This is a genomic window from Sphingomonas sp. CBMAI 2297 (assembly GCF_029870595.1).
In the GTDB taxonomy this organism is placed as follows: domain Bacteria; phylum Pseudomonadota; class Alphaproteobacteria; order Sphingomonadales; family Sphingomonadaceae; genus Sphingomonas.
This window is the reverse complement of record NZ_JAPDIR010000001.1, coordinates 518,711-540,913: the sequence shown is the minus strand read 5'-3', so window position 1 is coordinate 540,913 and position 22,203 is coordinate 518,711. Positions and strand designations below refer to the sequence as shown.

Genomic DNA, 22,203 nt, shown 5'->3' with positions numbered 1-22,203 from the left:
CCTCCCGCCGCCTGCCCTGGCCGATCCTCGCCGTGGCGGGTTTCGCGCTGTTCCTGCTCGCGCTGATCTGGTTCGGGCACGAACTGGTCGAGGGCGACGGTGCCGCGATGGACCGCGCGATCATGCTGGCGATGCGCGACGGCGCGCATCCGATCGGCCCGGCCTGGCTCCCCTCGGCCGTGCGCGACGTCACCGCGCTGGGCAGCACCACGGTGCTGAGCTTCCTCGTGCTGGTCGCCGCGATCTTCCTGTGGCTCGCCGGCCGGCTGCGCACCGCGCTGCTCCTCGTCGGCGCGACGACGCTCGGCTCGCTCACCGTGGAGATGATCAAGGCGCTGGTCAGCCGTTCGCGGCCCGACCTGGTCGGGCGCCTGATGGAGGAAACTTCCAAGAGCTTCCCCAGCGGCCATGCCGCGCTGAGCGCGATCGTCTATCTCACGCTCGCCACCCTGCTCTTCCCGGTATTGCCCGATCGCCGCATCCGCGCCTTCGTGCTCGTCGTCGCGCTGGTGCTCACTTTCTCGGTGGGCGTCAGCCGCGTCTATCTGGGCGTGCACTGGCCGAGCGACGTCGCCGCCGGCTGGGCGTTCGGCGGCGTCTGGGCGATGCTGTGGTGGCGGATCGAGCTGGCACTGCTCGCCCGCGCCGGGCCCGGCGGCGCCTAGGCCCCGCGCTCGGCCAGCTTGCGCTCCCAGGCCAGCGCATCCTTGACGATGCCTTCGAGATCGTCGTGCCGCGGCCGCCACGGCAGCGCCGCCAGGATCGCGCCATTGTCCGCGACCAGCGCATCGGGATCACCCGCGCGGCGCCCCTCCAGCCGGCGCTCGATCGTCAGGTTCGTCACCCGGTCGACCGCGTCGAGGACCTGCAGCACCGAGAAGCCGCGGCCATAGCCGGCATTCAGGACATGGCTCTCGCCCGGCCGCACGATCAGCAGGTCGAGCGCGTCGACATGCGCGGCGGCCAGGTCGCTGACATGGATATAGTCGCGCACGCCGGTGCCGTCGGGCGTGTCGAAATCGGTGCCGAAGACCGAGACATGGCCGCGCTTGCCCGTCGCCGCCTCGACCGCGACCTTGATCAGGTGGGTCGCCCCCGCGGTCGACTGGCCGGAGCGGCCCCGCGGATCGGCGCCCGCGACGTTGAAATAGCGCAGCGCCGCATAGTTGATCGGATGCGCGGCGGCGACGTCCTTCAGCATGATCTCGGTCATCAGCTTGGACATGCCATACGGGTTGATCGGCTGCTTCGGGCTGTCCTCGCGCACCGGCACGACTTCGGGGATGCCATAGGTCGCGGCGGTGGAGGAGAAGATGAAGTGCCTCACGCCCTCCGCCACTGCGCTTTCGATCAGCGCGCGGCTGGCCGCGGTGTTGTTGCGATAATATTTGAGCGGGTCGGTCACGCTCTCGGGCACCACCACCGATCCGGCGAAGTGCATGATCGCGGTCACGCCGTGCGCGCGGATCGCGGCGCGAACCGCCGCGTCATCCTCGATGCCCGCCACCACCAGCGCCGCGCGCGGATCGACCGCCCAGTCGAAGCCGGTGACGAGATTGTCGACCACCACGACCTTCCAGCCCGCATCGAGCAGCGCCAGCACCGCATGGCTGCCGATATAGCCTGCCCCGCCCGTGACCAGCACCGTGCCTTCGCGCATGTCCAACTCCGCATTGCTCTTGGCGCGCTCAATCCTATCTTTGCGCCGATAGCAAGGAGTTCGCGATGACCATCGAGACCGCAACATTGGCCGGAGGCTGTTTCTGGTGCACCGAGGCCGTGTTCAACGACGTGATCGGCGTGCAGTCGGTCGAAAGCGGCTATATCGGGGGGACCCGGGAGAACCCGACGTACAAGCAGGTCTGCTCGGGCGAGACCGGGCATGCGGAAGCGATCCGGCTGGGCTTCGATACCGACCAGATCAGCTATGGCGAGATCCTCGACATCTTCCTGGCGACGCACGACCCGACCCAGCTGAACCGCCAGGGCAATGATATCGGCACCCAGTATCGCTCGGCGATCTTCCCGCATTCGGCCGAGCAGGAGCGCGAGGCGCTGGACGCGATCGACCGGGCCCGCCCCGACTGGCCCGAGCCGATCGTCACCGCGATCGAGCCGCTCGGCCAATGGTGGCCGGCCGAGGATTACCACCAGGAATATTGGCAGGGCGACGGCCAGCGCAATCCCTATTGCCTGGCCGTGATCCCGCCCAAGCTGCGCAAGCTCCGCAAGAGCTTCGCCGCCCGGAGCAAGGAAGGCACGCCGGCCTGACCCGAAACGACCTCCCCCGGCTTCACCGGGGGAGGATTTTCAGTTCATTCCGCCGGCAGCGCCTCGCCTTCGATCGGCGGGCGCTTGCCCGCTTCGGCACCGAGCGCCTTGTAGACGAAGCCGCCGAGCAGCCCGCCGACGATCGGTGCGATCCAGAACCAGACGAGCTGCTGGAGCGCGATGCCGCCTTCGAGCAGCGCCGGGCCGGTCGAGCGCGCCGGATTGACCGAGGTGTTGGTGACGGGGATCGAGATCAGGTGGATCAGCGTCAGCGCCAGCCCGATCGCGATCGGCGCGAAGCCGGCGGGGGCGCGACTGTCCGTCGATCCCATGATCACCATCAGGAACATGAAGGTCAGCACGACTTCGATCGCCATGCCCGATTCGAACGAGAAATGGCCCGGCGAGTGCGCGCCGAAGCCGTTGGAGGCCAGGCCGCCGGCAAAGCCCGGCCCGCCGCTGGCGATGTACCAGAGCAGCCCCGCGCCGATCACCGCGCCGATCACCTGCGCGATCACGTAGAGCGGAATGTCCTTCGCCGGAAAGCGGCCGCCGGCCCACAGGCCGAAGGTGACCGCCGGATTGAGGTGGCAGCCCGAGATATGGCCGATCGAATAGGCCATGGTGAGCACCGTGAGGCCGAAGGCGAGGCTGACGCCCGCCAGCCCGATGCCGACATCGGGGAACGCAGCGGCGAGCACGGCGCTGCCGCATCCGCCGAAAACGAGCCAGAACGTGCCGATCAGTTCGGCGAGCCCGCGTTGCACATTGCTCATGATATTGCCCTCCTGCTGTATCCGGTCTCTCTCCCAAACCCCCAGACCTGCGCAGATTTGTAGGTCTTTGGCGGCAGGAATGCAAAGCGCGGCGGATCGCGATTGCGGCACGGCGGCGGCTGTGGTGAGGGAGGGGCGATGACGCTTCCCGATCGCAGCTTCGCCGCCTTCCTGTTCGACATGGACGGCACGCTCGTGAACAGCATGGCCGTGGTCGACCGGGTGTGGCGCGCCTGGGCAGCGCGGCACGGCATCGCGGCCGATCCGCTGATGGCGGCCCTGCACGGCGTCCGCGCGATCGAGACGATCCGCCGCTTTGCGCCCGCCGGCGTGGATGCCGAGGCGGAGACCGAAGCGCTCACCCAGGCCGAGATCGACGATATCGATGGCCTGGCCGAGATCGGCGGCGCGGCGGCATTCCTCTCCCGCCTGCCCGCGGATCGCTGGGCGCTGGTCACCTCGGCGCCGCGGGCGCTGGCGCTGCGCCGGCTCGCGGCGGCGGGCGTGGCGCTGCCCCGGGTGGTGATCACCGCCGAGGATGTGGCGCACGGCAAGCCCGCGCCCGATTGCTTCCTTGCGGCGGCCGATCGGCTCGGCGTCGCCATTGGTGATTGCCTGGTGTGGGAGGACAGCCCGGCCGGCCTCGCCGCTGCCGACGCGGCCGGCGCCGCCGCGATCGTGATCACCGAGACGCATCACGGCCCGCTCGACACCCCGCATCCGAAACGCGCCGACTATCGGGGTCTCGCCGTCGAGACCGACGCGCGGGGCTGGCTGAGGCTGGTCGCCGGTTAGCCGGACCGCATATTCTCCATCGCCACCCCCGCAAAGGCGGGGATGACGGCATGGTTTCGAAAGCTCGTCTGGATCCCCAGTCCGGCGCTTCGCGCAATCCTTGCAATATAGGGCTTCGCCTGCTCGATGCTGGCGGATGCGAACCGGCTTCCTCTCCCACTCCGGTCGGACCGTCGCCGTCCAAGGTGCGGGCGGAGAAGACAGGCCCCCTTAGCGTTTGTTTCGTGGACTTCCGCACGGCGCGCCGGGCCCGAATCGGCCGGATGCCGGGGCTAGTGCGCGGCGCGGCGCAGCCGGTCGTTGATCGCCACGCCGATGCCGGATTCGGGGATCGGCGCCACCGCGATGGCCGGCGCGGCGCTCGCATCGGCACGGTGCAGCGCGTCGAACAGGTTCGCCGCGGCTTCGGCAAGGTCACCGCCGGCGGACAAGGTCTCGGCCCCGGCGACCGCGCCGAAGCCGATGAGATACGCGCCATCCTTCGCCTCGGTCGCGTTCAGCCGCACCGGCTTGGAGGGAGCATAATGGCTGGCGAGCTGGCCGGGCGCCGTGATCTTGCCGTCGGCGGCAGCGATCACGAGCCCGAGCTCCTCGGCGGCGAGCGGGCCCGGGCGCAGGATGCGCTCGCCCATCACGATGGTCGATTCCACGCCCGCCGGGGTCGCGCCGTCGTCGATCACCAGCGGGATGCGGCCGGCCAGGCTCCGCGCGACATGCGCGGCGCGAGTCGGGCTGATCGCGCCGCTGGCATTGGCCGAAGGCGCCGCCAGCGGCTTGCCGCTCGCCGCCAGCAGGGCCTGCATCGCCCGGTGGCGCGGCACCCGGATCGCGATCGTGTCGAGCCCGGCGGTGACCAGCGACGCGATACCGGCATCCGGGCGCACGGGCAGCACCAGGGTCAGCGGCCCCGGCCAGAAGCGCAGGGCGAGGTCGCGTGCCCGCTCGTCGAACAGCGCGATCCGCTCGGCGGTGGCGAGGTCCGGCACATGGACGATCAGCGGGTTGAAGCTCGGCCGCCCCTTGGCCGCGTAGATCCCCGCGACCGCGCGCGAATCGGTGGCGTCGGCAGCGAGGCCATAGACCGTCTCGGTCGGCACCGCGACGCATGCACCGGCGCGAATCAGCGCGGCGGCCTCCGCGATGGCGGCCGTGCCGTAGGGTAAGATGCGCGGATTTGTCGGGCTCACTTTGGGCGAGCTATACGGCGCGAAACCAGACCACAAGAGAGGCTCTATGTTCATCCCCGCCACCGCCGATCAGCGCTTCGTGCTCGAGACCATCGTCCGCCTGGGCGAAATCAGCGAGGAGGCGGCCGAAATGACCGATGCGGTGCTGGAGGGCGCGGGCGCGTTCGCGGCGGGCGAATGGGCGCCGCTGGAGCGGCTGGGCGATACCGACGGACCGCGATGGACGCCGGACGGCGTGAAGATGCCGGCCGGGTTCGCGGATGCGTACCGGGCTTATGTGGAGGGCGGCTGGGGCACGATCGGCTCGCCGGTGGAGCATGGCGGCCAGGGGCTGCCGGTGAGCCTGTCGATCGCGGTGCTGGAGACGCTCGGCACGGCGAACATGGGCTTCGCGCTGGCGCCGATCCTCACCGTCGGCGCGGTGGAGGCGCTGATGCATCACGGCACGCCCGAGCAGCAGGCGGCCTATCTCCCGCATCTCTCCACCGGCGCCTGGACCGGCACGATGAACCTGACCGAGCCGCAAGCCGGCTCGGACGTCGGCGCGCTCAAGACCCGGGCGGAGCCTGCCGGGGACGGCAAGTGGCGAATCAAGGGCACCAAGATCTTCATCTCGTTCGGCGATCACGACATGGCCGACAACATCGTCCACCTCGTGCTGGCCCGCACGCCGGGGGCGCCGACGGGAACCCGGGGCATCTCGCTGTTCCTGGTGCCGAAATACCGCCTCAACGAAGACGGCACGCCGGGCGAATTCAACGACGTGCGTACCGTCTCGATCGAGCACAAGATGGGCCTCCACGCCTCGCCCACCTGCGTGCTGAGCTTCGGCGATCACGACGATTGCATCGGCGAGCTGGTCGGGCCCGAGCTGGGCGGCATCCGGGCGATGTTCACGATGATGAACAATGCCCGGCTCAATGTCGGCCTGCAGGGCGTGCAGGTGGCCGAGCGCGCCACCCAGCGCGCGGTCGCCTATGCCCGTGAGCGGGTGCAGGGCTATCGCGACGGCGAACAGGTGGCGATCGTCGAGCATCCGGACGTCCGCCGCATGCTGCTGCGCATGAAGGCGCAGACCCAGGCGGCGCGGGCCCTGGTCTATTACGCCTTCGGCCAGCTCGACCGGGCCCGGGCCGGGGACGCGGCGGCGGAGAAGCGCGTCGAGCTGCTTACCCCGCTCGCCAAGGCGCATGGCACCGATCTCGGCAACGAAGTCGCCAGCCTGGGCGTCCAGGTCCATGGCGGCATGGGCTATATCGAGGAGACCGGCGCCGCCCAGCATTTCCGCGACGCCCGCATCACGCCGATCTATGAAGGCACCAATGGCATCCAGGCGGCCGACCTGGTGGGCCGCAAGCTCGCCATGGACAATGGCGGCACCTTGCTCGGCCTGATCGGGCAGATGCGCGAGGATGCCGAGGATACCGGGCTGCTCAACCTGATCGACGCGTGCGAGGAAGTCGCCCGCAACCTGCTGGCGAGCGAGATGGATGACCGGCTGGCGGCCAGCTATCCGTTCCTGACGATGCTCTCCACCGCGGTGTGCGGCTGGCTGATGGAAGCGGGCGGCCGCGCCGCGGCGCGCAGCGAGGGCGATCCGGCGTTCCTGAAGATGAAGCAGGCCGCCGCGCGCTTCTACGTTGCCCAGATCGTGCCCGAGGCGATGGGGCTCAAGCCGGCGGCCATGGCCAGGGCGGAAATGCTCTACGCGGTCGATGCCGAGGGCTTCGCCGCGTAGAGCTTCCCCCTTTAGAGCATGGCACCATAGCGGAAGCGCGCGGACAACTCGCCGGCTATTGGCGCCGAATTGGCTGGATTTACAATGAAATGCCGAACCAGCGCGCCAATGCCGCCTCCCCCGCCCGCGTGACTTCGAGCGCGCGCGTGCCCTGGCGGGGCCGCACCCAGCTGCGCGCGACGAAATGGCGGTAGAGCGCCGTGGCAGGCGCGCCGGCAAGGTGCGGGCGGCGCTCGCTCCAGTCGAGGCAGGCGCGGCACGGGGCGTCGAGCGCTGCCTCCGCCACGCCGAGCTCGCCGAGCAGCGACACGCCGGCTCCGGTGAGCGCGGCGCCGTCATGGCCGAGCACCAGCTGCCCGCGCTCGGCCATGCGCCCGGCGATCGCGACGGCGAGTTCGCCCGCGAGGTGATCATAGCAGGTCCGCGCGCGCCGAAGCCCGGCGTCGCGGGGCCCGGTGACGGGAAGCGGGCGGCGCGACAGCTCCTCGGCGACGCTCATCACGCTCTCGACCATCTGCGCCACTCCGGGCGAAGCGAGGCGGAAATAGCGGTGGCGGCCCTGCGCGGCGGGCGCGACCATTCCCGCTTCGGCGAGCCGGGCGAGATGGCCGCTCGCAGTCTGCGGAGTCACGCCGGCGTAGCGCGCCAGCTCGCCCGCGGTGAGCGCGCGGCCGTCCATCAGCGCGAACAGCATGTTGGCGCGCGCGGGGTCACCCATCAGCGCGGCGGTCTCGGCAAAGGCGGAAATGCGCTGCATCCGCGCATCATGCCCGTGCGGGAGGGGCAATGCTACGGTGCCGGCCGAAGCATTGCCCGCGGCCGTGCGGCAGAAGGGCGGCGGAGGAGAAATCCGATGCTGACCTGCTTCATCCGCTATGAGATCGAGCCCTTCGGGGCAGAGGCCTTTGCCGAATATGCCCGTGGCTGGGGCGAGGCGATCCCGCGCTGCGGCGCCGGCCTGATCGGCTATTTCGGGCCCGCCGAGGGCTCGGCGACGACGGCTTACGGCGTCTACGACATCGATTCGCTCGCCGCCTATGAAGCCTATCGCGCCCGCCTCCGCGACGATCCCGCCGGCCGCGCCAATTATGATTTCGCCGCGCGCGAGCGGTTCATCCGGCGCGAGGACAGGATCTTCCTTCGCCGCCTTTCCCCGGCGCCGGTGCGGCCATGATCGCGGTGCTGTTCGAAGCCTGGCCGGCGGAGGGCCGGGGCGATCGCTATCTCGATCTCGCCGCCGCGCTCGGCCCGGAACTGGCGGCGATCGACGGCTTCCTCGGGATCGAGCGATTCGCCAGCCTGGCCGAACCCGGCAAGCTGCTGTCGCTGTCCTGGTGGCGCGACGAAGCCGCGATCGCGGCCTGGCGCGAGTTCGGCCCGCACCGTGCGGCACAGGCCGAAGGTCGTGCGGGAATCTTCCGCGACTATCGGATCAGCATCGCGACGGTCGTGCGCGGCCATGGCATGCACGACCGCGCCGGTCAGTGATTGCGATTGCCGCCCGGATCGGCACGAAAGCCATTGTCGCCGCCCGCGCAACGCGCGTCGTCGGGATGCTTCTTGCAGAGCTTGCGCAGTTCCTTGCCCTCGCGCGCTTCCTGCTCGCGCATCTTGCGGCCATAGTTGCGATCGGCCTCGTCCTGGCTGGTCGTCGCCCAGTCGGCGGCCTTGGCGCCCGCCTTCACCGGCAAGGTGGCGACATCGACCACGGTCTTGGCGATGCAGCCGCCACCGAGCAGCGGCAGCATCGCGCAGATCGGAACCAGAAGCGTGCGCATCGTAATCCTCATCCCCCCATTCGCGCGTGCGACCCGGCCGCCGTGTCCCGCGCCTCGACGCCGACATGCGGGAAATCGGTGAAGAAACCGTCCACGCCCAGCCCGATGAAGTACAGGATCTCGTCCTTCAGTCGACCATGGTCCATCGGATTTGCGCCGGAGCGGTAGTCCGGCAGGAGGAAGAAGTTCTCCGCCCGAAACGTCCAGGGATGGAGCCTGAGCCCTGCGGCATGCGCATCGGCGACCAAAGTGGTGGCGGGGCCGGACGCCGGCTGGATCATCGTCCGCTCCGGGCCGATGCCATAGGCATAGGCGGCCACTGCCTTAAGCCCCTCCGGCGTGGCCATCGCCTTGTAGCTGGGCTGGGCGCCGTCCGCCGGGCCGCCGCTCCCCGCCATCAGCTGGATCAGCCGCACCCGCGTCATCGTCTTCAGCTTCTTGAGATTGTCCACCTCGAACGACTGGATGAAGACCGGCGCATCGGCGCGGTCCCAGCCCGCCGCCTTGAGCTTGTCGACCAGCCGCTGCTCCAGCGGCAGGCCGATCGAGGCGAAATAGGTCGGATGCTTCGTCTCGGGATAGATGCCGATCGTCCGCCCCGTCTCCTTCGAAGCCCGCCTGGCAAGGGCGATCACGTCGTCGAGCGTCGGGATCGCGGCCTGGCCGTCATATTTCGTGTTGCCCGGGCGGAGCTTGGGCAGCCGCTCCTTGGCACGCAGTGTCTTCAGCTCGGCGAGCGTGAAATCCTCGGTGAACCAGCCGGTGAGCTTCTCGCCGTCGATCGTCTTGGTCGTCCGGCGCGCGGCGAACTCGGGATGGTCCGCCACGTCGGTCGTGTCGGCGATGTTGTTCTCGTGCCGGGCGACGAGCACGCCGTCCTTGGTCGGCACCAGATCGGGCTCGATGAAATCGGCGCCCTGCTCGATCGCGCGCTGATAGGAGAGCAACGTGTGCTCGGGGCGCTCGCCCGAAGCGCCGCGATGCGCGATGACGATGACCTTGTCCGCTTTCCCATGCATCGCGTGATCCTGCCCCAAGGCGGCGGCCGGCACCATCAGCATCAGCGCCGCAATCAACGATCTCGTCACGAAACTCTCCCTTCGCTACGAAATTGGCCTAGGCTCGGGATGTGACGGTTGCGAGGCGATATGGCGGATAACGACAGCGTGCTCGCGGCGGCCCGCGCCTGGAAAGGCGAGCCGCTGGCGCTGGCCACGGTCGTCTCGACCTGGGGATCGGCGCCCCGGCCGCCCGGAAGCCATATGCTCGTCCACCGTGACGGGCGGTTCGAAGGCTCGGTCTCGGGCGGCTGCGTGGAGGCCGACATCCTCCAGACCGCCGCCGAGGTGATCGCCGGCGCGCCCGCGGTGGTGAGGCAATATGGCGTCGCCGATCCAGCCGCCTGGGAAGTGGGCCTGCCTTGTGGCGGCGAGATCGCGGTGCTGGTCCAGCCGGTTTCGGCGGAGGGTTTCCCGCCCGGGCTGTTCGATGCGATCGACGCGGCGCGGGCGGACGGCGTGCCGTTCGATATCGGCACCGACCTTGCCACCGGCCGGTCGATGCAGGGCGCCGGCGGTTTCCGCAATCGCTACGATCCGCCGCGCCGCCTGCTGATCGTGGGCGCCGTGCAGATCGCCCAGTCGCTGGCCGGCCTTGCCCGCGAGATCGGCATCCGCGCCCATGTCATCGATCCGCGCGGGAGATTTTTGACGCCCGAGCGTTTTCCCGGCGTGATGCTCGACGACCGCTGGCCCGATGAAGCCGTGACGGCTCTCCGCCCCGATCCGGCGACGGCGGTGGTGACGCTGAGCCACGACCCGAAGATCGACGACGCGGCGCTGGTCGCGGCGCTGGGTTTCCCGACCGGCTATGTCGCCGCGCTGGGCTCGCGCAGGAGCCATGCCGCGCGCCTCGAACGGCTCGCCGCCGCCGGGGTCGGGCCCGCCGATCTCGACCGGATCCAGGGGCCGGCCGGCCTGGCCATCGGCGCGATCGGCCCCGCCGAGATCGCCCTTTCCATCGCCGCAGCCATGGTGAAGACCTTCCATGCTCACGCCTGAACAGACCGCGCTGATCCTGCTCGCCGCCGGCCACTCCCGCCGCTTCAACGACGGCGACAAGCTCGCCGAGACATTCCTGGACAAGCCGCTCGCCTATCATGTGGTGACGGCACTGGAGCGCGTGCCCTTCCAGGCGCGGATCGCCGTCGTGTCCGCCACCACGCTCGACTTCGCCGCCCTGGGCTATGACGTGGTCGAGAATCCCGATCCCGCGCTCGGCCAGGCGCGCTCGCTCGGCTTCGGGGTGGCGCGGGCGCAGGAACTGGGCTGCGCGGCGGTGCTCGTCGCGCTCGCCGACATGCCGCGCGTCACCGCCGCCCATGTCCACCGGCTGATGGACGCCGCCGACGGCCCGGCGACGATCGTCGCTTCCTCGGACGGCGTGCAGCCCATGCCGCCCGCCCTGTTCGGCAAGGACATGTTCCCCGCGCTGATGAAGCTGGAGGGCGATCACGGCGCGCGCGACCTGATCCGGCGCGGCCATCACGTCATCGCCCCGCCCGCCGAACTGGTCGACATCGACACGCAGGAGGATCTGCGCGCGCTGCGCGAGCGCTACGGGCTGCGTACCGATGGCCTGCCCGGGCAGCCGTCCGCGCCCGTCACTCGTGACGAAGCGCGTCGATCGGATTGAGGCTGGCCGCGCGGCGTGCCGGGAAATAGCCGAACACCACGCCGATGATCGCCGAGATCGCGAAGGCGATCACGTTGATCTGCACGTCGAACAGAAAGGGCAGCGACCCCAGCCACGCCATCAGCGCGACCGCGAACTGGGCGATCAGCAGGCCGATGACGCCGCCCAGCATCGACAGCACCACCGCCTCGACCAGGAACTGCATCAGCACCTCGCTCGCCACCGCGCCGATGGCCAGGCGGATGCCGATCTCGCGCGTCCGCTCGGTCACGGACACCAGCATGATGTTCATGATGCCGATCCCGCCCACGATGAGGCTGATCATCGCCACCGCCGCGACGATCTGGGTGAGCAGCGTGGTGGTGCTGGTCAATGCCTGGCTGATCTGGGCAGTGTCGAAGATGTTGAAGTCGACATCCTTGCCGCCGGTGATGTTGCGGCGCTCGCGCAGCAGGTCGGTGATCGAGGACTGGACCTGGGCGCTGTCGTAATCGGGGTCGGTGCCGACCAGCATCAGGCGCACGTCGGGATTGCCGGTGAAGCGGCGCTGCACCTGCTTGATCGGCATGATGATCACATCGTCCTGGTCGCCGCCGAACCCGGCCTGGCCGCGCGTCTGGAGCACGCCGATCACGTCGCACGAGATGCCGTTGACTCGGATTCGGTCGCCCACGGCGCTGCCGCCGCGGAACAGGTTGGTCCGGATCGTGGTGCCGATGATGCACACCGCCTTGCCCGCCTGTTCCTCGGGCCGCGTCCAGTAGCGACCCTCGACCAGCGGCCAGGGCTGGACCTGGAAATAGGCGTTGGTGGTGCCGTTGACCGTCGTCGACCAGTTGGCGCCGTTGTAGATCACGGTCGCGGTGGTCTGCGCCTGGGGGGCGACCGCGGTGACGCCGGCGACCTGGTCGCGGATCGCGGTGACGTCGTCCGCCTTGAAATCGGGCGGGCGCGGGCCGCCGCCGCCGCGGCCGAAGCCCTGGCCCGGACGGATCTGGAGAATGTTGGTGCCGAGCGCCGAGATCTGCTGCTGCACCGCCGCCGTGGTCGCCTTGCCCAGCGTCACCATGGTGACGACCGCGGCGACGCCGATGATGATGCCGAGCGTCGTCAGGAACGAGCGCAGCTTGTGGCGCAGGATCGATCGGATCGCGAGGATGAAGGTGGTGCCGAACATCAGTGCCCCACCGCCTCGCCCTGGCGATGCTGGTCCTCGACCCGCTCGACCAGCCCGTCCTTGAAATGGACGATGGTGTGCGCGAACGCCGCCATGTCCGGCTCGTGCGTGACCATCAGCACGGTGATGCCGCTCGTCCTGTTGAGATCGGTGAGCAGCTCCATGATCTCCACCGAACGCTCCGAATCGAGATTGCCGGTGGGCTCGTCGGCGAGCAGCACGTCGGGGCTGGTGACGATCGCCCGGGCGATGGCGACGCGCTGCTGCTGGCCGCCCGAGAGCTCGGCGGGGGTATGGTCCCACCACTCCTTGAGCCCGACCTTGTCGAGCGCCGCCATCGCCGTCTCGCGGCGCTGCTGCTTGCCATCGCCGCGATAGAGCAGCGGCAGCTCGACATTCTCGAGCGCGCTGGTGCGGGCGAGCAGGTTGAAGCCCTGGAAGACGAAGCCGAGATATTTGCGCCGCAGCAGCGCACGCTGGTCCCGCTCCAGCTTCTCGACATGGACGCCCTTGAACAGGAACTCGCCGCTCGACGGCACGTCGAGGCAGCCCAGGATGTTCATCGTCGTCGACTTGCCCGAGCCCGACGGGCCCATCACCGCGACGAAGTCGCCGGCCTGGATGTCGAGGTCGATGCCCTTCAGCGCCTGGAACTGCGTCGCCCCCTCGCCATAGCTCTTGGTGACGCCGCGCAGGCGGATCAGCGGTGCGTCACTGTCCGCCACGCTGGCCTCCGCCACCGCCGCCGCCCTGGCCGCCACCCTGCCGCCGCTGCCCGCCGGAGCGGCGCTGGCCCGAGCTGCCATCGGCGAGCTGGCCGGTGATCACCTTGTCGCCGGGCTTCAGATTGCCCCCGGTGATCTCGGTCACGGTGCCGTCGGTGCTGCCGGTCGTGACCGGCACTTCCTGCGGCTTGCCGTCGGCCCCCAGGATATAGACGCTCCGCTCGCCAGCGCGATCGCTGGTCGCCGTCTTCTGCTGCTGGCCGCCGCGCCGCGGCCGGCCGGGGACCAGCGCCCCGGCGATGCCGCCCTTGGCGCTGCTGCCGCTCGCGCCCTGGGGGGCCGCGGCCGGCGTGAAGCGCAATGCCGCATTGGGCACGAGCAGCACGTTCTGGCGCGACATCGTCACGATGTCCGCCGTCGCAGTCATGCCGGGGCGCAGCTGCTCGTCCGCATTGGCGACCGACAGATCGGCGGCATAGGACACGACCTGGTTCGCGGTGGTGCTGGAAGTCGATGACGAGGACGAGGAACTCGCGTCCTGCACCGACAGGTTGGAGCCCACCTCGACGCGCGTGATCTTCGCCGGGAAGGTCTTGCCCGGAAAGGCGTCGACGGTGAAGGTCGCGTCCTGCCCCTCGCGCACCTGGCCCACATCGGCTTCGTCGATCGCCACTTCCAGCTTCATCTGCGACAGGTCCTGCGCGATCACGAACAGCGTCGGCGTGTTGAACGAGGCGGCGACGGTCTGGCCGGGATCGACCTGGCGCGCCAGGATCACGCCGGTCACGGGCGAGCGGATGATCGCGCGCGTGCGCTGGGTCTGCGCCGAGGACAGCTGGGCGCGGGCCGACGTCACATTGGCATTGGCCGCATTCAGATTGGCCAGCGCGCGGTTGCGATCGCCGATCGCGCCGTCCATCTCGGTCTTGGCCGGCACCTTGCCGCCCGAGAGCCGGCTGACTTCCTGGAAGCGCGCCAGCGTGGCGTTGTTCTGCTCCAGCGTCGCCCGCGCCTGACCCACGGCGGCGATGTTGGCCGCGAGCGTCGCCTCGGCCTGCTTCACCTGGTCGTCGAACTGCGACGGATCGATCAGCGCCAGCGGCTGGCCGGCGGTGACCCGGTCGTTGACGTCGGCCAGCACCTTGATGACCTGGCCCGACAGCTGCGAGCCCACGGTCACCTGGTTGGTCGGCGCCAGCTTGCCGGTGGCGGAGACGGTGACGGTCAGGTTGCCGCGCGCGACATCGTCGGTCGCGTATTTGACTTCGCTGCTGCTGCCGAAGAAGTGCCACAGGAGCAGCGCCGCCAGCAGGACGACGATGCCGGCCAGGCCCCATTTGAGCCAGCGCCGCCACCAGGGGCGCGGGGGCGTGCCCAGAAAGGCGTCGAGATTCTGGTGGGGATCAGTTGCCATTCGCGGTGCCGCCTGTCGTGGGAACGGTGGGAGTGGTGCTCGGGTCCCAGCCGCCGCCCAGCGCCTGGTAGAGCTGGATCAGCGCCGTCGCCGCGTCCGACCGCGCCGAGACGACGCCGTTGCGCGCGGAGATCAGCGCGGATTCGGCCTGGTTGAGCGTAGTGAAATCGGTCAGGCCCGAGCGATATTGCATGCGGGCGAGCAGCGCCTGATTGCTCGACGCTTCCAGCGCGACCGCGAATTCCCGCTGGCGGCGCTGCGCCGTCTGCAGCGCGACGATCGCATTCTCGATATCCTCGAGGCTGGTCAGCACGGTCGATTTGTAGGCGAGGAACGCGCCGTCCGCGGCGGCTTCGGACGCGCGGACCTGGCTGGCGCGGCGGCCGCCGTCGAAGAGCGTCTGGGCGATATTGGCGAAGAGCCGGCCGGTGATCACGTCGAAGATCGACGAGAGCGCGGTGCTGCCCGCATCGATGCTGCCGCCGATCGAGAGCTGGGGGTAGAGCTGGGCGGCGGCGACGCCGATGTTCGCGGTGGCGGCGGCGAGGTTGCGCTCCGCGGCCCGCACGTCCGGCCGCTGGCGCAGCGTGTCGGCGGGGATGCCGGCGGCGACGCTGGCGGGGCCGGTGGGGATCGGCTTCACCGCCTCCATCTCGGCCTTGAGCGCGCCCGGCGCCTGGCCGGTCAGCACGCCCAGGCGCGAGACATAGCTGTTGTAGCTCGCCTCGAGCGTCGGGATCGATGCGGCAAGCTGCGCCCGGCTCGCCCGCGCCTGCTCCTGGTCGAGCGACGAGACCAGGCCGGCCTGCAGGCGCCAGCCGGCGATCTGGAGATTGTCGTCCGCGATGCCCAGGCTGTCGCGCGCATTGGCGATCTGCGCCTGGGCCACGCGCGCCAGGACATAGTTGCGCGCCGTCTCGGCCTCCGCGGAGATCAGCACGGTCGCGAGGTCATAGCCGCTGGCCGCATAGGATGCCTGCGCGCCTTCCACCCCGCGGCGCACTCCGCCGAACAGGTCGACCTGATAATTCGCATCGGCGCCGAGCGAGAAGCTGGTCGCGCCGCCCTGCGAGAAGCTCGTCACCGTGCCGTCGGGCAATGTCGTGGTGCTGGAGCCGCCGCGCAGCGGCTCGCTGCGCGACACGCCGCCGGAGACGCTGAGGCTCGGGAGCAGGTTCGCGCGCTGCTGGACCAGCGACTCGCGCGCCTGGCGGAGCCGCACGACGGCCTGGGCCACGTCGAGATTAGCCGCCTGGGCGCGTTGCACCAGGCCGGCCAGCATCGGATCGTCGAACTGCGTCCACCACTGGCTCAGGTCTTCCCGGGCCTTCTGCTCGGCGGAGACGGACCAGCCGTCCGGCACGCCCAGCTCGCTCGCGGCGCGCGGATGATAGTCCGGGCCCACCGCGCAGGCGGACAGCGACAGGGCGAGCAGGATGCTCGGGGTCAGCAGTCGATTGGCCATGGCACTCTAGATGTTTCCAAAGCCGTTTCGGTTCCAGAAGAATATTGTCGCAGTCTGTCGTGGTTCATGCCGGATCATGCGCGGAAACATATTCTGCGCTTGGCGCGGCGCCCGCGCTTGGGCAGAGAGACGCCAATAAAATGAGGAGCCCGTAGCGATGAGCGATACCGTCAGCGTCCACCCCGTACCGGAAAGCTGGGCGCGCGGCGCCCGGGTGGATGCTGAAGGCTATGAAAAGCTCTACGGCATGAGCCTCGCCGATCCGGGCAGCTTCTGGCTCGAGCAGTCGCGCCGGCTGGACTGGATCAAGCGCCCGGAGATCGCCGGCGACTGGTCGTTCGACGAAAGCGATTTCCGGATCAACTGGTTCGCGGACGGCAAGCTGAACGTCGCGGCGAACTGCGTCGACCGGCATCTGGCGAAGCGCGGCGACGCGGTCGCCATCATCTGGGAGCCGGACGCGCCGGAGGAGGCGCCGCGGCGCTACACCTATCGCCAGCTCCATGCCGAGGTCTGCCGCTTCGCCAATGTGCTGAAGGCGCAGGGCGTCCGCAAGGGCGACCGCGTCACCATCTACATGCCGATGATCCCCGAGGCGGCGTTCGCGCTGCTGGCCTGCGCGCGGATCGGCGCGATCCATTCGGTCGTGTTCGGCGGCTTTTCCCCGGAAGCGCTGGCGGGCCGCATCACCGACTGCGACTCCGCCGTGGTGATCACCGCCGACGAGGGCCGGCGCGGCGGCAAGAAGGTGCCGCTCAAGACCAATGTCGATGCGGCCGCCCAGCATGTCCGCTGCCTCGAGAAGGTGATCGTGGTGCGGGCCACCGGCGGCGACGTGCCGATGCAGGAAGGCCGCGACGTCTGGTATCACGCCGCCGCCGCGGAGGTGCCGGCCGACTGCCCCGCCGAGCCGATGGGCGCCGAGGACCCGCTGTTCATCCTCTATACCTCGGGCTCGACCGGCAAGCCCAAGGGCGTGCTCCACTCGTCGGGCGGCTATCTGCTCTGGGCCAGCCTGACGCACGAGCTGGTCTTCGACTATCGCCCCGGCCAGATCTATTGGTGCGCGGCCGATATCGGCTGGGTCACCGGGCACAGCTATATCGTCTATGGTCCGCTCGCCAACGGCGGCACCACGCTGATGTTCGAAGGCGTGCCCAGCTGGCCCGATGCCAGCCGCATCTGGCAAGTGGTCGACCGGCACAAGGTCGAGATCCTCTACACCGCCCCCACCGCGCTGCGCGCGCTGATGCGCGAGGGCGACCAATATGTCACCGCCACCTCGCGCAAGTCGCTCAAGCTGCTCGGCACGGTCGGCGAGCCGATCAATCCCGAGGCGTGGCGCTGGTATTACGACGTGGTCGGCGAGGGCCGCTGCCCGATCGTCGACACCTGGTGGCAGACCGAGACCGGCGGCCACATGATCACCCCGCTGCCCGGCGCGACTCCGCTCAAGCCCGGCTCGGCCACCCGCCCCTTCCCCGGCGTCGACCCGCAGATCGTCGACGGCGAAGGCAATGTCCTGCACGGCGCGACCGAGGGCAACCTCGTCATCGCGCGCAGCTGGCCGGGCCAGATGCGCACCGTCTGGGGCGATCATGCGCGCTTCTTCCAGACCTATTTCACCACCTATCGCGGCAAGTATTTCACCGGCGACGGCTGCCGCCGCGATGAGGACGGCTATTACTGGATCACCGGCCGGGTCGACGACGTGATCAACGTCTCGGGCCATCGCATGGGCACCGCCGAGGTGGAGAGCGCGCTGGTGCTCCACCCCAAGGTGGCGGAGGCCGCGGTGGTCGGCATGCCGCACGACATCAAGGGCCAGGGCATCTATGCCTATGTCACCCTCAACGCGAACTGCACCGCCGACGATGCCCTGCGCGCCGAGCTGATCAAATGGGTCCGCACCGAGATCGGCCCGATCGCGACGCCCGACGCGCTCCAGTTCGCGCCGGGCCTGCCCAAGACCCGCTCGGGCAAGATCATGCGCCGCATCCTGCGCAAGATCGCCGAGGGCGACGTCTCGTCGCTGGGCGACACCTCGACGCTCGCCGATCCCTCGGTGGTCGACGACCTGGTGAAGAACCGGGTGGGATGAGCGGGGATCGCATCCGGATCGTCGCGGGGGACATCACCCGCCTCGACGTGGATGCGATCGTCAACGCCGCCAACACGTCGCTGCTCGGCGGCGGGGGCGTGGACGGCGCGATCCACCGTGCGGCCGGGCCCGAACTGCTCGACGAGTGCCGCAAGCTGCGGTCGCTCGGCGGCTGCAAGACCGGCGACGCCAAGCTCACCAAGGGCTATCGCCTCCCCGCCCGGCACATCATCCACACCGTCGGCCCGGTCTGGCAAGGCGGCGGCAAGGGCGAGCCCGAACTGCTCGCCAGCTGCTATCGCCGCTGCTTCGAGATCGCCCGCGCCCATGGTTTCCGCACGCTCGCCTTCCCGGCGATCAGCTGCGGCGTCTATGGCTATCCGATCGCGGCGGCGACAAGGATCGCCGTGGCCGAGGCGCGCCGGGCGCTGGCCGAGGACCCTGGGCTCCAGCTGATCTTCGCCACGTTCGGCGCCGAGATCACGGCCGCCTACGAACAGGAATTGCGAAGCTGAAACCCGTTGCGAGTGTAACTACCCGGCGTTACATCCGGCTAACACAGTCTTTCGGGGGAATCCTCAACATGAAGATCAGCAACATGGTGCGTCTGGCCGCCGGCGTGGCACTGCTCGCCGTCTCGCCGGCGATGGCGCAGACCGCCAAGCCGAAATATGGCAGCTTCGGCGTCGACCTTTCCGCGCAGAAGCCGAGCGTGAAGCCGGGCGACGATTTCTGGACCTTCGCGAACGGCGGCTGGAACGACCGCGTCGAGATCGCCGCGGATCGCGCCTCGGCCGGCTTCGGCACGCTGCTCTCGATCGAGGCCGAGGCGAATGTCCGCGCGATCCTCGACGACATGGCGAAGAACCCCTCGGCCTATGGCGCCTCGGGCAGGCAGGTCGGCGATTTCTACGCCAGCTGGATGGACGAGGCCGGCATCGAGAAGCTCGGCACCGCGCCGCTCAAGCCCTATCTCGCCAGGATCAACGGCGTGAAGGACCTCGACGCGCTGCAGGTGCTGTTCGCCACCGTCGGCTATGCCTCGCCGGTCGAGCTGGGGATCATCCCCGACCTTGCCGATCCGACGCATTACACCGCGGTCACCGGCCAGGGCGGCCTGGGCATGCCGCGCGACTATTACCTGCTCGAAGGCGAGAAATACGATGCCTTCCGCAAGGCCTATCGCGCCTATGTCCAGAAGATCCAGGAGCTGGCGGGCATCCCCGATGCCGCCGCCAAGGCCGATGCGATCGTCGCGCTCGAGACCGCGATGGCCAAGGTCCAGTGGTCGCCGGCCGAGAGCCGCGACATCGCCAAGCTCAACGACCCGCAGACGCTGGCCGGCCTCAAGGCCAAGGCGCCCGACTTCAACTGGGCGCTGATGCTCAAGACCGCCGGTCTCGAGAGCTCGCCCAAGGTGCTGATGACGCAGAACACCGCCGTCACCGCCCTCGGCAAGCTGATGACCGCCACCCCGCTCCAGGCCTGGAAGGACTATCTCGCCTATCGCTTCGTCAGCGATCATGCGCAGTTCCTGCCCAAGGCCTTCGACGACACCCGCTTCGCCTTCTATTCGCAGACGCTGTCGGGCGTGAAGGTGCAGCGCGAGCGCTGGAAGCGCGGCGTGCAGCTGGTCAACGGCGCGCTCGGCGAGGCGGTCGGCGCAATCTACGTCTCGAAATATTATCCGCCCGCGGCCGAGAAGCAGATGGCCGAGCTGATCGAGAATCTGCGCGCCTCGTACAAGGAGCGCATCGCCGCCTCGACCTGGATGGACGAGGGGACCAAGCAGAAGGCGCTCGCCAAGCTTGCCGCCTTCGAGCCGCGCATCGGCCATCCGGACAAGTATATCGACTATTCGTCGTTCAAGGTCGTCCGCGGCGACCTGCTCGGCAATGCGATGCGTTCGGGCGAGTTCCAGCACGAACTCGAGCTGTCGCGCTTCCCCAAGCCGGTCGACCGCACCCTGTGGGACATGACTCCGCAGACGGTGAACGCCTATTACAACCCGCTCTCCAACCAGATCACCTTCCCGGCCGCGATCCTGCAGCCGCCCTTCTTCGATCCCAATGCCGATGCGGCCGTGAACTATGGCGCGATCGGCGCGATCATCGGCCATGAGATGGGCCATGGCTTCGACGACCAGGGCAGCCAGTTCGGCCCCACGGGCAAGTTCGAGAACTGGTGGACCGACGGCGCCAAGAAGGCGTTCGGCGACCGCACCAAGGCGCTCTCGACTCAATATGACGCCTATGAGGCCGTGCCGGGCACCCATGTGCAGGGCGCGCTGACGCTGGGCGAGAATATCGGCGACCTGGGCGGCGTCGAGGCGGCGTACGGCGCCTATCAGCGCTATCAGGCCGAGCATGGCAAGGCGCCGGTGATCGGCGGGCTGACCGGCGACCAGCGCTTCTTCCTGGCCTATGCCCAGGCCTGGCAGACCAAGCTGCGCGAGGGCACCGCCCGCCAGCTGGCGCTGACCGACCCGCACTCGCCGGCGATGTTCCGCGTCAACGGCATCGTCCGCAACGTCGATGCCTGGTACAAGGCGTTCAACATCCAGCCGGGCGACAAGCTGTATCTCGCGCCCGCGCAGCGCGTGCACATCTGGTAAGCCCTCGGGCTTCGCCGAAGGAAACGGCCCGGCAGCGATGCCGGGCCGTTTTCGTTTTCCTACATGCGCGTTCCCGCGACTCGGGCAACGGCGCGCCCCGGGCGGCGGAAAGTCACGAAAGGTCCCGACATATGGCGAGCGCGGCGGCCCGGGTGCCGGCGCAATATCGTTGCGCGCGGCTGATCCTATCTTTCCAACGGCTTCAAAGAGCGGCCGGGCAGCGCGCCGGCCGCCGACAGCAGATCGGACGAAATCCTACATTGCAACCGCATGGCCGGGCGCGGCAAAGGGGCGCATGACTCCACGCGAACTCATCGACACCGCGATCGTCCCCGGCGGGGGCGAGGCGCTGCGCCTGTTCCGCCGCGGGCGCGACTTCATGATCGTGCTCGATCGCAACGAGCTGATGTCGAGCCGGATGAGCGGCTCGGAGGAAGCGCTGGCGGTGATGAGCTGCGAACGGCTCGACGGCGCGGCGCCGCATCTGCTGATCGGCGGCTATGGGATGGGCTTCACCCTGCGCGCGGCGCAGGCGGCGCTGGGCCCGGACGCCAGGCTGACCGTCGCCGAGCTGGTGCCGGAGATCATCGCATGGGCGAAGGGGCCGATGGCCGAGCTGGCCGCCGGCTGCCTCGACGATCCGCGCGTCGACGTGGTGCTCGACGACGTCGCCGCGGTGATCGGCCGCGCGCGCGCGACGTATGACGCGATCCTGCTCGACGTCGACAACGGCCCGGACGGGCTGACCCGCGACGCCAACGACCGGCTCTATTCGCCGCGCGGGCTGCAGAAGCAATGGGAGGCGCTCAGGCCCGGCGGCGTGCTGGCGGTCTGGTCCGCCGCGCCCGACAACGCCTTTGCCCGGCGCATGAAGGATACCGGCTTCCAGGTGGAGGAAGTCGCGGTCCGCGCGCGCAGCAACGGCAAGGGGCCGCGGCACGTGATCTGGTTCGGGCGGAAGCGGTAACGAAGCCAGACGGGATCCCCCGCTCCCCCGTCGCCCTGAAACAAGTTGGCGCTTATCCCGTAAAGACAAGGAGTGCCCGATCGCCGTCATCCCCGCGCAGGCGGGGATCCAGGGTAGTTACGGGATATCGGCGCCACCGCGCGAACGCTCTCCGGAAGTGCCGGGAATTCCTTGCACCTGTGCCGCGCCTGGCCCTGGATCCCCGCCTTCGCGGGGATGACGGAATGGGGTGTCCTTGGCCCAAGGGGATAAGCGCCAACTTGTTTCGGGGTCCAGCTATCGGCAAGCGACAGGCACGAAGCGCAAGCGCCCCGCCCATCGCGCGTTGGATGCTGAAACGAGTTCAGCATGCCGAAGGAGAGATGGTTGCACTTCCTGCAACTCACTCCCCAACCCATTGCAGTTGCGCAAAGCGCAACCCTGACCCATTTGCTCGATGCTGCATCGCAGCAAAGCATGCACGCATGAGGGTTTCACGATGTTCTCGCTTATCTCGCTCTT

22 protein-coding genes are annotated in these 22,203 nt (G+C 69.2%); 12 read left to right on the top strand and 10 right to left on the bottom strand.

From position 1 onward, the window contains the following. A partial coding sequence (locus tag OMP43_RS02740; RefSeq protein ID WP_280278075.1) for a phosphatase PAP2 family protein occupies positions 1–665 on the top strand: 665 nt, incomplete at its 5' end. On the opposite strand, the gene galE is transcribed toward OMP43_RS02740, so the two are convergent. After that, positions 662–1,660, bottom strand: a complete 999-nt coding sequence (galE, locus tag OMP43_RS02735) for a UDP-glucose 4-epimerase GalE (protein WP_280278073.1) — start codon at positions 1,658–1,660, stop codon at positions 662–664. The two genes, OMP43_RS02740 and galE, sit on opposite strands and share 4 nt — an antisense overlap. A 65-nt stretch (positions 1,661–1,725) precedes the next feature. Here galE and msrA point away from each other — a divergent pair, with 65 nt between their 5' ends. Continuing rightward, entirely contained in the window at positions 1,726–2,271 is a 546-nt protein-coding gene (gene msrA / locus OMP43_RS02730; RefSeq protein ID WP_280278072.1) for a peptide-methionine (S)-S-oxide reductase MsrA, read from the top strand. A 44-nt stretch (positions 2,272–2,315) separates the two neighbouring features. On the opposite strand, the gene aqpZ is transcribed toward msrA, so the two are convergent. After that, complete coding sequence (gene aqpZ / locus OMP43_RS02725) at positions 2,316–3,047, bottom strand: aquaporin Z (RefSeq protein WP_280278070.1); 732 nt, start codon at positions 3,045–3,047, stop codon at positions 2,316–2,318. A 138-nt stretch (positions 3,048–3,185) separates the two neighbouring features. On the opposite strand from aqpZ, the gene OMP43_RS02720 reads away from it, so the two are divergent. Next, positions 3,186–3,842 (top strand): HAD-IA family hydrolase, encoded by a 657-nt coding sequence (locus OMP43_RS02720; RefSeq protein WP_280278069.1) that lies wholly within the window; start codon positions 3,186–3,188, stop codon positions 3,840–3,842. Positions 3,843–4,114: 272 nt separating this feature from the next. Here OMP43_RS02720 and OMP43_RS02715 read toward each other — a convergent pair whose 3' ends face one another. Continuing rightward, positions 4,115–5,029 (bottom strand): L-threonylcarbamoyladenylate synthase, encoded by a 915-nt coding sequence (locus OMP43_RS02715; protein WP_280278067.1) that lies wholly within the window; start codon positions 5,027–5,029, stop codon positions 4,115–4,117. A 46-nt stretch (positions 5,030–5,075) separates the two neighbouring features. Here OMP43_RS02715 and OMP43_RS02710 point away from each other — a divergent pair, with 46 nt between their 5' ends. After that, entirely contained in the window at positions 5,076–6,767 is a 1,692-nt protein-coding gene (locus OMP43_RS02710; protein WP_280278065.1) for an acyl-CoA dehydrogenase, read from the top strand. 79 nt (positions 6,768–6,846) lie between these two features. On the opposite strand, the gene OMP43_RS02705 is transcribed toward OMP43_RS02710, so the two are convergent. Continuing rightward, positions 6,847–7,524, bottom strand: coding sequence for a winged helix-turn-helix domain-containing protein (locus OMP43_RS02705; protein WP_280278064.1), 678 nt, complete (start codon positions 7,522–7,524; stop codon positions 6,847–6,849). 96 nt (positions 7,525–7,620) lie between these two features. Here OMP43_RS02705 and OMP43_RS02700 point away from each other — a divergent pair, with 96 nt between their 5' ends. Then, complete coding sequence (locus OMP43_RS02700; RefSeq protein WP_280278062.1) at positions 7,621–7,941, top strand: NIPSNAP family protein; 321 nt, start codon at positions 7,621–7,623, stop codon at positions 7,939–7,941. After that, on the top strand, positions 7,938–8,255 hold the full coding sequence (locus OMP43_RS02695) for an antibiotic biosynthesis monooxygenase (protein ID WP_280278061.1): 318 nt from the start codon (positions 7,938–7,940) through the stop codon (positions 8,253–8,255). The genes OMP43_RS02700 and OMP43_RS02695 overlap by 4 nt, the downstream gene beginning before the upstream one ends. Here the strand turns inward: OMP43_RS02695 and OMP43_RS02690 are convergent. Both OMP43_RS02690 and OMP43_RS02685 read right to left on the bottom strand, forming a co-directional pair. Then, positions 8,249–8,545: a hypothetical protein gene (locus OMP43_RS02690; protein WP_280278060.1), complete on the bottom strand. Its 297-nt coding sequence runs from the start codon at positions 8,543–8,545 to the stop codon at positions 8,249–8,251. The two genes, OMP43_RS02695 and OMP43_RS02690, sit on opposite strands and share 7 nt — an antisense overlap. Positions 8,546–8,553: 8 nt before the next feature. Then, positions 8,554–9,600, bottom strand: coding sequence for a glycerophosphodiester phosphodiesterase (locus OMP43_RS02685; protein ID WP_280278104.1), 1,047 nt, complete (start codon positions 9,598–9,600; stop codon positions 8,554–8,556). Between the two features lie 93 nt (positions 9,601–9,693). Between OMP43_RS02685 and OMP43_RS02680 the strand changes: the two genes are divergently transcribed. Both OMP43_RS02680 and OMP43_RS02675 read left to right on the top strand, forming a co-directional pair. Further along, on the top strand, positions 9,694–10,605 hold the full coding sequence (locus tag OMP43_RS02680; RefSeq protein ID WP_280278059.1) for an XdhC family protein: 912 nt from the start codon (positions 9,694–9,696) through the stop codon (positions 10,603–10,605). Next, positions 10,592–11,239 carry a nucleotidyltransferase family protein gene (locus tag OMP43_RS02675; protein ID WP_280278058.1) on the top strand — a complete coding sequence of 216 codons (648 nt, stop codon included), beginning with the start codon at positions 10,592–10,594 and terminating at the stop codon, positions 11,237–11,239. Before OMP43_RS02680 ends, OMP43_RS02675 begins: the two co-directional genes overlap by 14 nt. Here OMP43_RS02675 and OMP43_RS02670 read toward each other — a convergent pair. From OMP43_RS02670 to OMP43_RS02655, 4 genes are read right to left on the bottom strand one after another with little or no spacing between them, the layout of a single operon-like run. Further along, the gene (locus OMP43_RS02670) at positions 11,208–12,416 is read right to left on the bottom strand and encodes an ABC transporter permease (protein WP_280278057.1); all 1,209 of its coding nucleotides are present in this window, start codon (positions 12,414–12,416) and stop codon (positions 11,208–11,210) included. The two genes, OMP43_RS02675 and OMP43_RS02670, sit on opposite strands and share 32 nt — an antisense overlap. Beyond that, positions 12,416–13,141: an ABC transporter ATP-binding protein gene (locus OMP43_RS02665; RefSeq protein WP_280278055.1), complete on the bottom strand. Its 726-nt coding sequence runs from the start codon at positions 13,139–13,141 to the stop codon at positions 12,416–12,418. The genes OMP43_RS02670 and OMP43_RS02665 overlap by 1 nt, the downstream gene beginning before the upstream one ends. Next, positions 13,128–14,555, bottom strand: a complete 1,428-nt coding sequence (locus tag OMP43_RS02660) for an efflux RND transporter periplasmic adaptor subunit (protein ID WP_280278054.1) — start codon at positions 14,553–14,555, stop codon at positions 13,128–13,130. Before OMP43_RS02660 ends, OMP43_RS02665 begins: the two co-directional genes overlap by 14 nt. Then, the gene (locus OMP43_RS02655) at positions 14,545–16,020 is read right to left on the bottom strand and encodes an efflux transporter outer membrane subunit (RefSeq protein ID WP_280278052.1); all 1,476 of its coding nucleotides are present in this window, start codon (positions 16,018–16,020) and stop codon (positions 14,545–14,547) included. Before OMP43_RS02655 ends, OMP43_RS02660 begins: the two co-directional genes overlap by 11 nt. 157 nt (positions 16,021–16,177) lie before the next feature. On the opposite strand from OMP43_RS02655, the gene acs reads away from it, so the two are divergent. From acs to OMP43_RS02635, 4 genes are all read left to right on the top strand, one after another. Then, positions 16,178–18,121, top strand: coding sequence for an acetate--CoA ligase (acs, locus tag OMP43_RS02650; RefSeq protein WP_280278051.1), 1,944 nt, complete (start codon positions 16,178–16,180; stop codon positions 18,119–18,121). Further along, positions 18,118–18,636, top strand: a complete 519-nt coding sequence (locus OMP43_RS02645) for an O-acetyl-ADP-ribose deacetylase (protein ID WP_280278050.1) — start codon at positions 18,118–18,120, stop codon at positions 18,634–18,636. The genes acs and OMP43_RS02645 overlap by 4 nt, the downstream gene beginning before the upstream one ends. Positions 18,637–18,704: 68 nt before the next feature. Further along, complete coding sequence (locus OMP43_RS02640) at positions 18,705–20,735, top strand: M13 family metallopeptidase (RefSeq protein WP_280278049.1); 2,031 nt, start codon at positions 18,705–18,707, stop codon at positions 20,733–20,735. Positions 20,736–21,030: 295 nt separating this feature from the next. Further along, positions 21,031–21,702, top strand: coding sequence for a spermidine synthase (locus OMP43_RS02635; protein ID WP_280278047.1), 672 nt, complete (start codon positions 21,031–21,033; stop codon positions 21,700–21,702). Positions 21,703–22,203: the final 501 nt, after the last annotated feature.

Excerpts from the sequence above, each read along its gene's own strand:
- galE (WP_280278073.1), bottom strand. The coding sequence starts at position 1,660 with ATGCGCGAAGGCACGGTGCTGGTCACGGGCGGGGCAGGCTATATCGGC.
- msrA (WP_280278072.1), top strand. The coding sequence starts at position 1,726 with ATGACCATCGAGACCGCAACATTGGCCGGAGGCTGTTTCTGGTGCACC.
- aqpZ (WP_280278070.1), bottom strand. The coding sequence starts at position 3,047 with ATGAGCAATGTGCAACGCGGGCTCGCCGAACTGATCGGCACGTTCTGG.
- OMP43_RS02720 (WP_280278069.1), top strand. The coding sequence starts at position 3,186 with ATGACGCTTCCCGATCGCAGCTTCGCCGCCTTCCTGTTCGACATGGAC.
- OMP43_RS02710 (WP_280278065.1), top strand. The coding sequence starts at position 5,076 with ATGTTCATCCCCGCCACCGCCGATCAGCGCTTCGTGCTCGAGACCATC.
- OMP43_RS02705 (WP_280278064.1), bottom strand. The coding sequence starts at position 7,524 with ATGCAGCGCATTTCCGCCTTTGCCGAGACCGCCGCGCTGATGGGTGAC.
- OMP43_RS02700 (WP_280278062.1), top strand. The coding sequence starts at position 7,621 with ATGCTGACCTGCTTCATCCGCTATGAGATCGAGCCCTTCGGGGCAGAG.
- OMP43_RS02695 (WP_280278061.1), top strand. The coding sequence starts at position 7,938 with ATGATCGCGGTGCTGTTCGAAGCCTGGCCGGCGGAGGGCCGGGGCGAT.
- OMP43_RS02690 (WP_280278060.1), bottom strand. The coding sequence starts at position 8,545 with ATGCGCACGCTTCTGGTTCCGATCTGCGCGATGCTGCCGCTGCTCGGT.
- OMP43_RS02685 (WP_280278104.1), bottom strand. The coding sequence starts at position 9,600 with ATGGTGCCGGCCGCCGCCTTGGGGCAGGATCACGCGATGCATGGGAAA.
- OMP43_RS02680 (WP_280278059.1), top strand. The coding sequence starts at position 9,694 with ATGGCGGATAACGACAGCGTGCTCGCGGCGGCCCGCGCCTGGAAAGGC.
- OMP43_RS02675 (WP_280278058.1), top strand. The coding sequence starts at position 10,592 with ATGCTCACGCCTGAACAGACCGCGCTGATCCTGCTCGCCGCCGGCCAC.
- OMP43_RS02670 (WP_280278057.1), bottom strand. The coding sequence starts at position 12,416 with ATGTTCGGCACCACCTTCATCCTCGCGATCCGATCGATCCTGCGCCAC.
- OMP43_RS02660 (WP_280278054.1), bottom strand. The coding sequence starts at position 14,555 with ATGGCAACTGATCCCCACCAGAATCTCGACGCCTTTCTGGGCACGCCC.
- OMP43_RS02655 (WP_280278052.1), bottom strand. The coding sequence starts at position 16,020 with ATGGCCAATCGACTGCTGACCCCGAGCATCCTGCTCGCCCTGTCGCTG.
- acs (WP_280278051.1), top strand. The coding sequence starts at position 16,178 with ATGAGCGATACCGTCAGCGTCCACCCCGTACCGGAAAGCTGGGCGCGC.
- OMP43_RS02645 (WP_280278050.1), top strand. The coding sequence starts at position 18,118 with ATGAGCGGGGATCGCATCCGGATCGTCGCGGGGGACATCACCCGCCTC.
- OMP43_RS02640 (WP_280278049.1), top strand. The coding sequence starts at position 18,705 with ATGAAGATCAGCAACATGGTGCGTCTGGCCGCCGGCGTGGCACTGCTC.
- OMP43_RS02635 (WP_280278047.1), top strand. The coding sequence starts at position 21,031 with ATGACTCCACGCGAACTCATCGACACCGCGATCGTCCCCGGCGGGGGC.